Raw genomic sequence first — 12,421 nt, 5'->3', positions numbered from 1 at the left:
TTAATGGCAGCAGAGCCTACATGGACGGTTATAGAGTCATCCGATAGCCACTCCGAAAGTTCGATTGAACTTGTACTTCACTGTGGTGAAGAATCATGGGAATGGCTTAAGCAGGTGATATTAGGGGAGTTCGACGAAGACAGGGAGCTATCCGCCATTTTGGCGGATATGACGATAAGCATCGTGCCTGGTGTGATTATTATTACCAGCGCCCGAGATATGATTGCGATTATTGCTCGGCTAAGCACGCATCCAGAGCGGCGGAAAGAAGTAATGGAGTGGGTGCTTCTGTTCGGTACAGTGGTGCCTATTGCCTACCCTCTCATTGCAGCGGGGTTAGGGGTAGCTGCTGATGGGGTGGGTGCTGTTGTCACTGGAGGTGCGGCACTCGAAACGGATGGGATATTGGGCGGAATCGTCAGGTCCATCTGCTTATTGTTGTTGCGAGGTGCTGAAAAAGGCGAGAAGCTGCTTGCCGAAATAATCAAGTTTTTGCAAGCGCATGTTGCGGGCAATATTTACGAGTTTTTGAAGACGGTTCGATTTTCAGATTATATCAAGCCCGTCTGTGATGTTGTTGAAAAAATAATTGAACAGCTATTAGCGCTAGCGCGAAAAGCATCAGACTCCTTGTGGCGATACCATCCCACGTACATGATCCTGGATTACTTTGAAGACATTACAACGAAGCTAAAAACCTTCGAGCGTCAATATTACGAACTTCAAACACAATTGCCAACTAAGCTGAGTGAAGCGGCAACATGGTTGCAGCAGAAGCTAGACGAAATACTGAGAATCGATCCGCCTGCCTCAGGGCCAATGCTGGCAACGGCGGGTGGCGGGATAGACGGGTATGCTGTTCGAGCGGCATCTGACAGTGAGATCGTTGCCGCTTGGTCATCCAACCCGTTGGGAGTGCCGCCAGAAGTGGCAATGGCCTCGCGCGCCGAGGAAGATGCAGTCCGTTCTGCCAGTAGTGCTGCACGCGATGAAAATGTGCATGTGGATGGATACCAAAATCCTAATGGAGTTAATGGAAAAAAACCTGTACTTGATGATATTATTAAAGACGCAAACAAGGTTGCTTCCCCAGGTGGGGAAATAACAGAGAAGCAAGAAAAATTATTGAGAAATAATCTTCCTGTGATTTCAAGACGCTCTGCTTTCCAGAATCAGGTTGCAAGAAAAGAGTTTGTAAAAAACCAAAAATACTTGATGAAGCAGTGGGAAGCGAACACCGGAGTGAGTTGGCCTCAAGGGGCTACGCCACATCACATAATTCCACTAGAAAGTGGCGGTGCAAACAAGTGGTGGAACTTGATGCCAACCAATGGAAAATTACCGAATCACTCCCTCCCTGGTGTGCCAGGACCTCATGCTGCGGGCGGGATATTGCGTTCAACAATTCAGCAAGGGCGAAAAGCGTTGCCCCCAGGTTCAATAACAGATTTAAGGTTGCCATATGATTAATATAGAAAATGAGTTAAACAAAATAGATGCAGCTAATTTTTTCTCTGCTATGGGGAAAAAAGATCTATTTGCAGATGATATATTAGCTATTGAAAATGTAAAAAAGGTTTTTGTTGAACCTTCATATGATGAGTTTGAGGGGCTTTATGATGAAGCCGAATGGCTTCCCAGTTCGCCTACCCAAATTGATCCATTTTACGGGAAAATAAGCAATACGGAAGAAGTTGCAAAATTTCGAAAAGAAATAAATAAACATGTAATGCATGCTACGCGAGGGATGGACAAAAATATTTTTTCATGTTCACCTCATGATTTTAGTAGTGTCGCTAGAAATGCTATTTGCTTTGCGTTTAGACAACTAATCACAGAAAATTATTTTTCTTTAGGAGATAAATGGAGTAGGGTTTGCGAAATATACTATTCTGGACATTGGCCTGTAGGTTTTACGAAAGGGAAATATATTATAATATGATTTTTTATTGTTACTTATAACATGGCATAGCATATTTTGGCGGGAGAGCTAGCATGCAGCGAGGCAGATCAAGCCATGCTGTAAGATCGTGGCCGCTGAATCGTATGCCGCTCTCGCGGCGCAAGATGATGAAGTGTGATCAGAATAAAGAGATACCCCGTCATGCTCAGCTTACCCTGCATATGGACGTTGGTATCTACTTCTGTGATCCTCGACAGCTCTTAGCAACGCGGTGCTAACGAAAACCGAAAACATCAATGGATTGATATGGCAGTGTCTACCGAAGGGAACAGGCCTCTCGGTGCATAGCCAAGCTGCACTAGATGAGAGATTGCGTTGGTGCTCAATATGCGTCTGCATAAGCGTTTTGGGTTTAAGTATCCGATAGAGCAGCCAACGGAGGTGATGTTGGCGGAGAAAAATGAGCTGGCATCATGCCATTGATAGAGTGGGTTGCCATCAGAATTAGCAACAGCCAAGTATAGATGAAGAAAGTTTTTATTCTGCAGCTTATTTTCTGTTCGTAAAATAAAGAAATGTGACTTTAAATTTTAAGCACTAAGTCTTCACTATAGGGACCTAAACAGATGATGCTAATAAACGCGTATTCTCTGGTTGTACAAAGGTGAGAATTTCGTGCTCACAATATTACTGATTGAAACTCAGTACTTCCTAGGAAGTTTGATCCTGCGAGGTATATTCAACTGAGTGATGAGCACGCTATTTTTGCACGGTTTAGGTTTGAGGCCATACTGCTGGTTCAACTTCGGGACCGATTAATTCGATCATTGTGATTGTGCTCGGATAGCGTGCGTGGTCGTAGTGTGTTTGAAAAATTTGAGCTTTAGATAGCCTCTTGAACAGATATGTATACTATACTTTTTACTTACTTGGAACCTAAGTGCCAGGTTATCTGGTTAATGGAGTAGTAAGTATGCTTATTTCTATTTCATTCATTTCATCTTTGATTTTTAAAATTTCAGGAGTCGCCTCTATTTCTCCATATTTGAATGCCAAGTCTCCTTTGTTGGTTTCTAAAAAATATTCTTCACTTAACTGAATATATTTCTTTACTCTAGGATCTTTTGATATAGGCTCTCTAATGTTATCTATTTGCTTTCCTTTATAATTTATAGATGTGTCTTGAAGAAATAATATTCTTTTTAGGTTGCTAAGAGATGGTCTCGGCGATATGTCAAAAAAATCTCCTTCTGGTGACTGCCATATGGCATGAAATTCAGCCTCAATAAGAACGTTAGGCTCTTCCCATATTGCCCATCCCAATATAAGTGCTCCTCCATTACTTATTATATATTCCTCCACAGTATCTATGCATTCATTTTCTGGCTTTCCATTCAGAGGAGTATGAGGGATATATGCTGCTTTGAGATGAGGAAAATTATGGCCAATAAATCGTTTCACATGCTTCTTATCTTTGTTGGGTCTTTTCATGTCATATCTATCCAAAATAGTGTTAGTGGTCTAAATAACAAATGTAGTATAGCTTTTTTATACCATCAGGGGTTCTAGTACTGACTGATTTTTTATCAACTCCTGTACGATATAGCCATTTTTGTGTGTCCAATGCAGTTAACGCTCTTTTAAAATCATATCCCTGTGTTGCTTCTTTAAGCCCCCCCGACGTAAACATATACACTCGGCCATCTTCTACCTTGCGCCACCACCCGGCCCGATCGCGCACCATGGGCTGCGACTCATGGACATCAATCGGGGAAAAGCGAGATTCGCCATGTCGGTCAATAAAGTCTCGCACGGCATCCAGTATTTGCCGGGTTTCGGTCTGGCCGCTGCCGCGGTAGTCGCACCACTGTTGGAATGCCGTTTCACTGGCACAGAGTGCTTCGCCTGCGGGCCAACCGGTTAGCCCGTATTCGGTAGCAAGTTCACCTGCCAGTGCCATCAGCGCCAATGACGTTGCCGCACGGTGCTCTAGGCCGTGAGAGGCCTTGAAGCCGGAGCGTTGTCGAAACATATCTAGGCGTGCCGCAAAGTCCTGCTTATCCTGTTGCAGGTGCTCGATAAAGGCGGGGCCAAGGGCACCGTAATAGCGGCCTGACACGCTTTTGAGATGATCAGAAAAGGCGCGACCATTCTCATGATCATGCAGGGCATCGAAAACACCGTATTGACGGTCAGCGGGCATATCCAGCAGGCGCACTTCTTGTCCTGCTTTGACCCGCTTGCCTCCTTCTGCCATATGGGCGGCTACGCTACGTTCTCCGGATGACAGCATCACAATGCGCCAGCGCGCCGTGGCTCGGGCATGACCTCCACGGCCTGCACGGCTCTTGCCGGTCCCATTACCTAAGGCATAAACGATTGCCCCAATCTCGCGGGGATCGGCTTCGGATATCTCATCCAGCACGATACAAGTATCGCTGTGTTCTGCGGCCACGCCTTCCAGCCCATTCCCCGTGGCTCGCCATGTCCGCATGAATTCAGGTGGGCCCCACACGCTCGTTGCGACCTGGAGCAGGGTGCTCTTACCGCTAGAAGAATCACCGATCACGTGCAGGCCCGCACTTTGCTGGTGAGTCAGCTTGAGCAGTGGCCCCGCCAGCGCGGCGGAGACCATCAACGTCATCAGCGGGTTGCCGGGGCACAGTGCGCCAATGGCCTTGCGCCAGTCCTCCACGCTGCCGCGTGACGAATAGGTCGAGCGATAAGCCTGCTCATGCTGAAAAACGATCTGCTCCGAACCAATGACACGCTGAGGCATGACAAAGGCATGTCCATCATCTAGTGCATGCCACCCTGTACGGGTGGCGGCAATCAACTCTTTACGGGGCTCACGGCTCGCCAGCCAGTGCCCGAGACGGTGATGGCTTTTGGGGTCAATACGCAGCCCCATATCCAAGAGCTCGGCCCGCAGCTCTCGGCCATCACTGCTCAACAGCCGCATTGGCATAGCCCACTGTTTCCAGCGTCCTCGAGCATCCAGAAAACGTAGCAGCAGACCAAAGCCATGGCCGTGCTCGTCATACGTCAGCGCCTCTGCATGAATCGGCCCACACAGCCAGTAATCAAAAGTTTCGATTTCACCACGGCGACTCTCTTTCTGACCGTGAAAATACAGCCCCGAGCGGCCATAGGCGGTGTAGTCATCATAGGTGGCATAGCACGGGCGCTCTTTCACTTCTGGCTGGGGTAATACCGATGGCGGTGCCTTATAAGGGCTGATCGCACTCTCGGTTGTTACCCGTGTAACCCCGGTAGGCAGGATGGGGTTACGCTCGCAGGCCCCGTATGACGCGGCTGTGCCCTCTGTAACCCCTGTAACCTGTTTCACTGCATGTGGTGGCATAATCACTCGCCCCCCTTTGCCGCTGAACACTGCACCAGATCGTTGTAATCGGTGCACTCGCAATAAGGGCAAGGAAAGTCCGGCCACATCAACCGGGCACCGACCTCAATGGCGGCCTTGCGGGCCGCCTGCATGCCAGGATTGTTCGACGTAAAGCGGTCATTGTCCGCCGCCACGATCAATGAGCGCTCAGGGAAGCGATAACGCAAGTGCTGAGCGACCGGCAACAGATTGCCCGCGTTCATAGCACACGCTACCGCATGACCTGTTTCAGTATGAAGGGTGACGCCTGTGGCATAGCCTTCACAGATCAGTAGCGGGCCTTCCCCCTGAATTTCTCCCAACGCGCAGTAACTACCGGTGATGCGCGCGCCTTTCATAAAGCGCTTACGCCCATCAGGATAAATACGCTGAACGTTGCACAGTTCTCACCGTCCGTGATGGGCACTAACAGGTAGCGGCCACACTGACGTACGCCCAAGGGGGGAATAGCCTTCTGTTGCAAGTAGGCATGATGAAGCTGAGCTTCTGAGGCGGCCTGCCACTGTTGTTGAGCCCTAAGCGCTGCTTCGGCATAGTGATGCTCGCGCAAGTGTTGTCGTTGCTGCTGGATCAACTGCGCACGCTGGCGGGCCTCATCACGCTGTGCCGCAGAAGGGCGCTCATCAACAAAGACCACCTCGTAACCACCGCTGGCCCAATCGCCCCAGATACCGACCTCTTCATGACAGACCTGCCAGCAGCGGCGATTGCCGCGCGGCTTGTCAGGGTGATCAAAACGGCGCAACTGTCCGTCTGGGATAATGAACGGGCGAGCACCTGTCGCAGCCTGAATGGCAACGGCCAGCCGACCGACGATCAATAGACGTGCAGGGATCATGCATCACCTCCCTGCTCATCTTTAGGCACCGAGGTGGCATAGGCGTGATTGCATAGCTTTTCGAGCACGTCGAGCTGGATATCTACGCCCCCCAGTACGGCGGCCATGGTGGTGAGCGGATACAGGATCTCGTTGTTGTCTTCCGTATCGACCAGCAGCATTTCGATCAGTGCCAGCGATTTACGGATGTAGTACAGGTGGGTCTCGATCTTATTGATCGGCACACCGGCCGCTAATGTTTCAGTGGTGCTGGAGAGATAAGATGATCCACTCATGCGAACAGCTCCCGTACAGGGGAACGACGCGTGATCGCGATCTGTTCGACCGGTACGGAAAGCCAGCGGCCGCAGGCCGTCATCGCCAGTGCCGGAGTCGAGGCAATCAGCGTGATGGTGCGTTGAGTAGCAGGATGAGCAAGACGAAAGGTATAGCGTGGCGTAGAGGCACGTTGGGTGCGATACATGAGTCGAACTCCATTCGGTATGGAGTCGCCACAACTCTCGGCCAAGAGAGAAAAGGGTGGCGACTGTACGCGGGTTGGCCGACCGGACCGAATGACTTCCGGCACACCCGAAGGTGTCCCACGCACAGCCGCCATAACGCATAGCAGGCATAAAAAAAGCGCCAGCTATGAAAGGGGCGCTATTGCGCCATTCGGTTTTCGACCGGCCAAGGTCGACATCAGATTGTGCTGATGCAGGACTAGCATATCGCTGGCGACGCAACGCGGTCAACCGACGTGTTACCCAAGGGAAGGGGTGCCCATAGGCCCCCGACACACCCCATACCATAGAGAACATGGCCGCCATCATTGGTTCCCCCTCCCTTGAATAGGGCCGCCCTGCGTAGGCAAGTAATAGAGCGCTACCCGCTTATGTGTACGGCCCCACTCATCTTCTACTTCCATGAAATGGGTACGAATATCATGCCCACGATTGCGCAGTTCCCGAACGCGAGCCGCAGGACGCATGACATTCAACTCTTTCATCATGTCGATAGTGGTCGCTGGACGTTCTTTAAGGCAGGCAATGATGCGTGCTCGTTGACTGCTTGAGCTGGTGTTATCCATGTTCATTACGCGACCTCCGTGTCTTGGTGGCGGAAGTCGTTAATCAGCTGCGCGGAATAGGCATAGACCTCTGCCAATACAAAGCGCAGCGGCGCATTGGTACTGCGGCCCTGCTGGATGGGAAGCGGAAAACGCGGATCATCTTTGCGAGCACGATCGAAACTAGAAGGGGGCATGCCGAGAATGGCACCGGCCTCGCGCTTACCGATCAGTACATAGTGTGGGTCGTATTTGTGGAAGGGAAGATCGTTAGATTGAATGTCGTTCGTACGCATTACCGTCACCTGTTGTTGTGCCTTGAGTGGCATGAAGTGACGGCAATGCTGAGGGAGGCTATCGTGTGGTAATCAACCCCTCTCGTGTACCCCGCAGCAGCGTGTTCTTACGGGTAGTATCGTGATGTTCTCGCTAACCTATGCGAGCGGTAGGGCCCGCCACTACGCGGTTTCTCGTGTGGGTAGGTTGCGATTTTTTAAGCGGGCTCTGTAGGTGCTTTTAGGTCTACATATTTTGTCCGCCGCTTCTGCCAGATTTTGGGTGGCACCCAACGCTTTTAAATGCGCAATGACTTCGTCTTTCTTTGGAATAGTGGCGGGGTCGTCAGGTGACCAGGTGGTCCAGAACTGGGCGATAATTTCATCCACAAGCGATAGCCCTTCTGAGACATGCTCTTGCCTTGGCAAACAAAGAGGAGCCTCTTGCTCAACCTGAGGTTCTACGGTGGGCGATGGATTTTCAATAGAGTGCTGCTGCATTCTCTTTCTGTAAAGAATGCAGGAGATTGGTTCTATGTTTTCTCTATCGATCCAAATGAATAGGCTAGCGCGTGTAATGACGGTATCGCCAATTGAGATGCTCATTTTCCGATCAGAGGGTTTTATTTCTTGCAGTACAGGTTCGTTCCAACCCTCTTCATAGCCTGCACAAAAAACCGTTTGCAATAACCCTTGCCGGATAGCACGCACAATCGCTCTACGATAAGTGACAGCATATTTCCATCTTGGCAACCGCTGCTTCTCAACTCTCTCTAAGGTCGCTTCGACCGGGTCAATACCGGCTAGGAGCAATGCGGCTTCTTCAAGGGTAAATTCAGAGACGGCCTTCCAATGGGTAAGGTCCGGAAGCTGCTCCTCTAGAGGGAGATACTCATAATCATTCATCAACACATCCCTATTATGCTGGTGTTACGCCAACGGCTAGCCTGCCTATCAAGCGATGGCTGCTATTCACTAGCCGAAAATATGAACAAATAGGTGTGTAAATATACAGCCATTCCCCGCCCAAGACAGCCCCAGTCCCCACCAGACACCCTCAAGAGGAAGCGCGCTCCTTGCCAAGAAAAGGGGCCTGTAGCGAGCCCCTGACTGGTCGATGCGGCAGCGATCCTAACCTTTGATCATTGTCGATACGTCGTCTGCCCATGCGGCCATCATTGCTCTGCGTGGCTCTAGATAGGAGGCTTTGTTATATACCCCCGCCACACCACCTTTCTTATGAGCAAGCTGAGCTTCGATATGAGCTTCTGGATAGCCACGTTCATGTAGCGCAGTTGAAAGGATATGTCGGAAACCATGGCCTGTTTGGCGTCCACCATAGCCAAGGAAAGCCAGCCCTTTGTTAACAGCCATATTGCTCATGGGCTTATGACGGCTAACCCTATTGGGGAAAACATAACCATAACTACCTGTTCTCATTTTTTGTTCAGAGAGCAGCGCCATACTCATTGGGGAAAGGGGCAAAGTATGAGGGCGTCGCATTTTCATACGTTCAGCAGGAATACGCCAAAGAGCTTCATCAAAATTAAACTCTTCCCAGCGAGCTTCTCTCAATTCAGAAGGACGACAACCATTAAGTGCCAATAACAACATAGCGCAACGCACATGCGCGCTGCGCGGGTAGTTGTCAATGGCCTTTAGTAAGTCGGGTAGTTCTGTCTGTGAAACATGTGCGTAGTTGGTACTTTTGGGCGCTTCAATAAAACGCTCCACTCCGCGCACGGGGTTGGCAGTCACTCGCCCAGCAAAAGCTGCCAAATCAAATGCTTCGACTAATGCAGAGCGAATTTTGGCGCTTGTTTCGTGGATGCCAAGACGCTCTAAATGGCGGAAGAAAGCCAGCATGTCTGCAGGCTGAACAGCTGAAATAGGACGATCCCCAAGAACAGGCAGTACGTGGCGCACGACTGATAGCCACAGCTTATGAAGGGTACCTGATGCCAAAGCTTTAGCCTTCATAACGTGCCACTCAGCCATCAAAGCCTCAACCGTCTCCCCCTGAGCAGCCTGTGCTTTTTGCTCCTGCTGTTTTTGGTGCTGGCGGGGTGTCAGGCCTTGAGCAATGATATCCCGAGCTTCGAGTGCTTTTTGCCGGGCTTCTTTCGGTCGAACATCGGGGTAGCTACCTAGTCCTAGCCAACTATATTTGCCATCCGGTTTCCGATAGCGCAATTCCCAGCTTTTGCGACCATCAGGGCGAACGTACAGGTATAAACCGCCTCCGTCCCGCTCACGATATCCTTTATCTTCTGGCTCTAAAGCAGCAACAGCTTTATCAGCCAACGGGCGGCTTTTGATGTCGGATCTTTTCATAAAGTAGAAAATGTATGCCAATGAAGTTAGTACGACACAGCATACACGTAGGCATACAAAAATTCATGCAGTGAGCTAGCGATACCTTGGGAGGCTATAGATAGAAAATTTTGCTGAAAGCCGCGTGATGACTGGCTTCTGAGGAAATATGGGGAAGGGTGAGGAGGTGCTATGGCGCGCCTGGCGGGATTCGAACCCACGACCCCTGCCTTCGGAGGGCAGTACTCTATCCAGCTGAGCTACAGGCGCATTATGAGAAATGCGTCATCATCCTACGCAAAGAGCGCGCTGGTGTCCAGTCGAGAGGAACGCAATGTATTGCCGCTGCCCTTGAAATCAGGCGCTGGCGAGAGCGGTTCCTTGATGAGAAATCGCCACGATGTTTCACGTGAAACATCGTGGCGACAGGGCACTTCACCCATCAGGGATAGCGCCTCGGAACCGAGATATCCCCGAACAGACCATCGTCATAACGAAAAAGCCGCGCCCTTGGATGAGCACGGCTTTTGAATAGCGATGGCAGACAAGGCTACTGCAGCAGCGCCTTCAGTCCCGCAATGGCGTCCATTCCGCGTTCCCGTTTTTTCTCAGGGTCTTCCTTGTCGGGGCGGCCTTCCCAGCTGATGTCGTCTTCCGGCAATTCATCCAGAAAACGGCTCGGGGTACAGTTCAGCATTTCACCGAATGCCTTACGCTGACGGGCCAGTGTCATGGTCAGCGTCTGACGGGCACGAGTGATACCCACGTAGGCCAAGCGGCGCTCCTCTTCGATGGTACCGGCTTCGATAGCGTTGCGGTGGGGAAGCAGGTCTTCTTCAAGTCCCATGATGTAAACATGGGGATACTCCAACCCTTTGGAAGCGTGCAGCGTCAACAGCTGCACCTTGTCGGTATCGTCTTCTTCCTGTTGCTGTTCCATGATGTCACGCAGCACCAGCCGCGAGATGGCCGCTTCGACATCATCGGTTTCTTCACTACCGTCATCGTCGCCTTCGTCGTTACGCTGCATTGAGCGCTCGAGCTGGTCGATCAGCGTCCACACGTTCGCCATACGTTTCTCGGCCACGATGGGCGCACTGGCGTTCTGATACAGCCAACCCTCGTAGTCGATCTCCTGAAACAGGCTGCGAATGGCGGCAAGGGCATCGCCCTGATCCATGCGCTTGCGCACGTCCGCAATAAGATGGTTGAAACGCGCCAGCCGAAACAGCGCCTTTTCGGGCAGCAGTTCCTGCAGCCCCAGCTCGCAGGAAGCATCGTAAAGACTGACCTGACGCTCGGTCGCATAGTTGGCCAGCTTTTCGATGGTGGTCGGGCCGATCTCGCGACGCGGCACGTTAACGATACGCAGAAAGGCGTTGTCATCAGCGGGATTGATCAACAGCCGCAGATAAGCCATCGCATCGCGGATTTCGTTGCGCGAGAAGAACGAGGTGCCGCCGGACAGCTTGTAGGGAATCTGATAGTGCTGGAGCTTGATCTCCAGCAAGCGCGCTTGAAAGTTGCCGCGGTACAGTACGGCAAAATCCTTCCATTTGGCGCTGAGCTTGAGGCGGCGCGTCAGTATTTCGCTGGCGACGCGCTCGGCTTCCACCTCTTCATTGCGATTGACGATCACACGAATGTCATCGCCGCGCCCCATCTCCGACCACAGTGTCTTTTCATAGACGTGTGGGTTATTGGCAATCAGTGTGTTGGCTGCTTTCAGAATGACGGCCGTGGAACGGTAGTTCTGCTCCAGCTTGATGACCTTCAGGCTGCGGAAATCGTCCTGCAGCTGCTCAAGGTTCTCAGGGCGAGCACCGCGCCACGCATAGATGGACTGGTCATCGTCCCCTACCACGGTGAAGGTTTCACGCTCGGCCATCAGCAACCGCACCAGTCGATACTGACTCGAGTTGGTGTCCTGATACTCATCGACCAGCATGTAGTGAATGCGTTTGCGCCAGCGCGCCAGCACCTCCGGTTCACGCTCAAACAGAATTGCCGGCAGGTAGATCAGGTCATCGAAGTCGACAGCGTTATACGCCTTGAGGTGGCGAACGTAGGCTTCGTACAGACGCGCAGCGTAGTCCTGATCCTGATCTTCAGCGTGCGACAGGGCCTGCTGAGGAGTGACTAGATCGTTCTTCCATTGTGATATCTGATGCTGCACACGATTGATCTGATCAGCATCAACGGCGGCATCCTTGTGCATAAGGTCGCGCAGCAGCGCCTTGGCGTCTTCAGGGTCGAACAGAGAGAAGCCGGAGCGATAGCCCAGCACTTTCAGTTCGGCTTTGATGATATTGAGCCCCAACGTGTGGAAGGTAGATACCGTCAGCCCATGACCGAGCTTACCGGGCAGCATCTTACCGACACGCTCTTTCATCTCGCGGGCCGCCTTGTTAGTGAACGTCACGGCCGCGATGCGCCGCGCTGGCATGCCACATTCACGAATCAGATAGGCGATCTTGGTCGTGATAACGCTGGTCTTGCCTGAACCGGCACCCGCCAGCACCAGACACGGCCCATTGATGTAGGTGACCGCCTCACGCTGCCGCGGGTTGAGTGTCTGTAGACGCGTCTGCATCAGCTCGTCACGCATGGTGAGGCCGCCTCCTGAAAGGTTCGTACT

General features: G+C 51.5%; 13 protein-coding genes, 1 tRNA gene and 1 pseudogene. 3 read left to right on the top strand and 12 right to left on the bottom strand.

The features are described 5' to 3' along the window. The first annotated feature begins 3 nt into the window (after positions 1–3). The 3 genes and pseudogenes from ACMHYW_RS00725 to ACMHYW_RS00715 form a co-directional block, all read left to right on the top strand. The gene (locus ACMHYW_RS00725; RefSeq protein ID WP_414500476.1) at positions 4–1,470 is read left to right on the top strand and encodes a hypothetical protein; all 1,467 of its coding nucleotides are present in this window, start codon (positions 4–6) and stop codon (positions 1,468–1,470) included. Then, on the top strand, positions 1,463–1,942 hold the full coding sequence (locus ACMHYW_RS00720; protein WP_414500475.1) for a hypothetical protein: 480 nt from the start codon (positions 1,463–1,465) through the stop codon (positions 1,940–1,942). Before ACMHYW_RS00725 ends, ACMHYW_RS00720 begins: the two co-directional genes overlap by 8 nt. A gap of 95 nt (positions 1,943–2,037) precedes the next feature. Further along, positions 2,038–2,386: pseudogene (locus ACMHYW_RS00715) on the top strand (IS30 family transposase); the annotation flags it as partial. Positions 2,387–2,851: 465 nt separating this feature from the next. Here the strand turns inward: ACMHYW_RS00715 and ACMHYW_RS00710 are convergent. The 12 genes from ACMHYW_RS00710 to rep form a co-directional block, all read right to left on the bottom strand. Then, a complete protein-coding gene (locus ACMHYW_RS00710; RefSeq protein WP_414500474.1) occupies positions 2,852–3,394 on the bottom strand; it encodes a hypothetical protein in 543 nt (180 codons plus the stop codon). A 22-nt stretch (positions 3,395–3,416) separates the two neighbouring features. Beyond that, complete coding sequence (locus ACMHYW_RS00705) at positions 3,417–5,267, bottom strand: DUF927 domain-containing protein (protein WP_414500473.1); 1,851 nt, start codon at positions 5,265–5,267, stop codon at positions 3,417–3,419. Between the two features lie 2 nt (positions 5,268–5,269). After that, on the bottom strand, positions 5,270–5,647 hold the full coding sequence (locus ACMHYW_RS00700; protein ID WP_414500472.1) for a toprim domain-containing protein: 378 nt from the start codon (positions 5,645–5,647) through the stop codon (positions 5,270–5,272). Further along, positions 5,644–6,147, bottom strand: coding sequence for a hypothetical protein (locus ACMHYW_RS00695; protein WP_414500471.1), 504 nt, complete (start codon positions 6,145–6,147; stop codon positions 5,644–5,646). The genes ACMHYW_RS00700 and ACMHYW_RS00695 overlap by 4 nt, the downstream gene beginning before the upstream one ends. Then, the gene (locus ACMHYW_RS00690; RefSeq protein ID WP_414500470.1) at positions 6,144–6,422 is read right to left on the bottom strand and encodes a hypothetical protein; all 279 of its coding nucleotides are present in this window, start codon (positions 6,420–6,422) and stop codon (positions 6,144–6,146) included. Before ACMHYW_RS00690 ends, ACMHYW_RS00695 begins: the two co-directional genes overlap by 4 nt. Then, on the bottom strand, positions 6,419–6,610 hold the full coding sequence (locus ACMHYW_RS00685; RefSeq protein ID WP_414500469.1) for a hypothetical protein: 192 nt from the start codon (positions 6,608–6,610) through the stop codon (positions 6,419–6,421). The genes ACMHYW_RS00690 and ACMHYW_RS00685 overlap by 4 nt, the downstream gene beginning before the upstream one ends. A gap of 345 nt (positions 6,611–6,955) precedes the next feature. Continuing rightward, positions 6,956–7,222, bottom strand: coding sequence for a helix-turn-helix domain-containing protein (locus ACMHYW_RS00680; RefSeq protein WP_414500468.1), 267 nt, complete (start codon positions 7,220–7,222; stop codon positions 6,956–6,958). Beyond that, entirely contained in the window at positions 7,222–7,491 is a 270-nt protein-coding gene (locus ACMHYW_RS00675) for a hypothetical protein (RefSeq protein WP_414500467.1), read from the bottom strand. Before ACMHYW_RS00675 ends, ACMHYW_RS00680 begins: the two co-directional genes overlap by 1 nt. 162 nt (positions 7,492–7,653) lie before the next feature. Next, a complete protein-coding gene (locus ACMHYW_RS00670; protein WP_414500466.1) occupies positions 7,654–8,376 on the bottom strand; it encodes a hypothetical protein in 723 nt (240 codons plus the stop codon). Positions 8,377–8,601: 225 nt separating this feature from the next. Further along, positions 8,602–9,804, bottom strand: a complete 1,203-nt coding sequence (locus ACMHYW_RS00665; protein WP_414500465.1) for a tyrosine-type recombinase/integrase — start codon at positions 9,802–9,804, stop codon at positions 8,602–8,604. Positions 9,805–9,976: 172 nt separating this feature from the next. Further along, positions 9,977–10,053, bottom strand: a tRNA-Arg gene (locus tag ACMHYW_RS00660). 280 nt (positions 10,054–10,333) lie between these two features. Beyond that, a complete protein-coding gene (gene rep, locus ACMHYW_RS00655) occupies positions 10,334–12,391 on the bottom strand; it encodes a DNA helicase Rep (protein WP_414500464.1) in 2,058 nt (685 codons plus the stop codon). Positions 12,392–12,421: the final 30 nt, after the last annotated feature.

Origin of the sequence: Zymobacter sp. IVIA_12111.31 C1, assembly GCF_047495495.1 — a bacterium.
Lineage (GTDB): Bacteria > Pseudomonadota > Gammaproteobacteria > Pseudomonadales > Halomonadaceae > Zymobacter.
The sequence above is the reverse complement of the archived record's forward strand: the minus strand, read 5'-3'. Positions and strand labels throughout refer to the sequence as shown.

Excerpts from the sequence above, each read along its gene's own strand:
- ACMHYW_RS00725 (WP_414500476.1), top strand. The coding sequence starts at position 4 with ATGGCAGCAGAGCCTACATGGACGGTTATAGAGTCATCCGATAGCCAC.
- ACMHYW_RS00720 (WP_414500475.1), top strand. The coding sequence starts at position 1,463 with ATGATTAATATAGAAAATGAGTTAAACAAAATAGATGCAGCTAATTTT.
- ACMHYW_RS00710 (WP_414500474.1), bottom strand. The coding sequence starts at position 3,394 with ATGAAAAGACCCAACAAAGATAAGAAGCATGTGAAACGATTTATTGGC.
- ACMHYW_RS00705 (WP_414500473.1), bottom strand. The coding sequence starts at position 5,267 with ATGCCACCACATGCAGTGAAACAGGTTACAGGGGTTACAGAGGGCACA.
- ACMHYW_RS00700 (WP_414500472.1), bottom strand. The coding sequence starts at position 5,647 with ATGAAAGGCGCGCGCATCACCGGTAGTTACTGCGCGTTGGGAGAAATT.
- ACMHYW_RS00695 (WP_414500471.1), bottom strand. The coding sequence starts at position 6,147 with ATGATCCCTGCACGTCTATTGATCGTCGGTCGGCTGGCCGTTGCCATT.
- ACMHYW_RS00690 (WP_414500470.1), bottom strand. The coding sequence starts at position 6,422 with ATGAGTGGATCATCTTATCTCTCCAGCACCACTGAAACATTAGCGGCC.
- ACMHYW_RS00685 (WP_414500469.1), bottom strand. The coding sequence starts at position 6,610 with ATGTATCGCACCCAACGTGCCTCTACGCCACGCTATACCTTTCGTCTT.
- ACMHYW_RS00680 (WP_414500468.1), bottom strand. The coding sequence starts at position 7,222 with ATGAACATGGATAACACCAGCTCAAGCAGTCAACGAGCACGCATCATT.
- ACMHYW_RS00675 (WP_414500467.1), bottom strand. The coding sequence starts at position 7,491 with ATGCGTACGAACGACATTCAATCTAACGATCTTCCCTTCCACAAATAC.
- ACMHYW_RS00670 (WP_414500466.1), bottom strand. The coding sequence starts at position 8,376 with ATGAATGATTATGAGTATCTCCCTCTAGAGGAGCAGCTTCCGGACCTT.
- ACMHYW_RS00665 (WP_414500465.1), bottom strand. The coding sequence starts at position 9,804 with ATGAAAAGATCCGACATCAAAAGCCGCCCGTTGGCTGATAAAGCTGTT.
- rep (WP_414500464.1), bottom strand. The coding sequence starts at position 12,391 with ATGCGTGACGAGCTGATGCAGACGCGTCTACAGACACTCAACCCGCGG.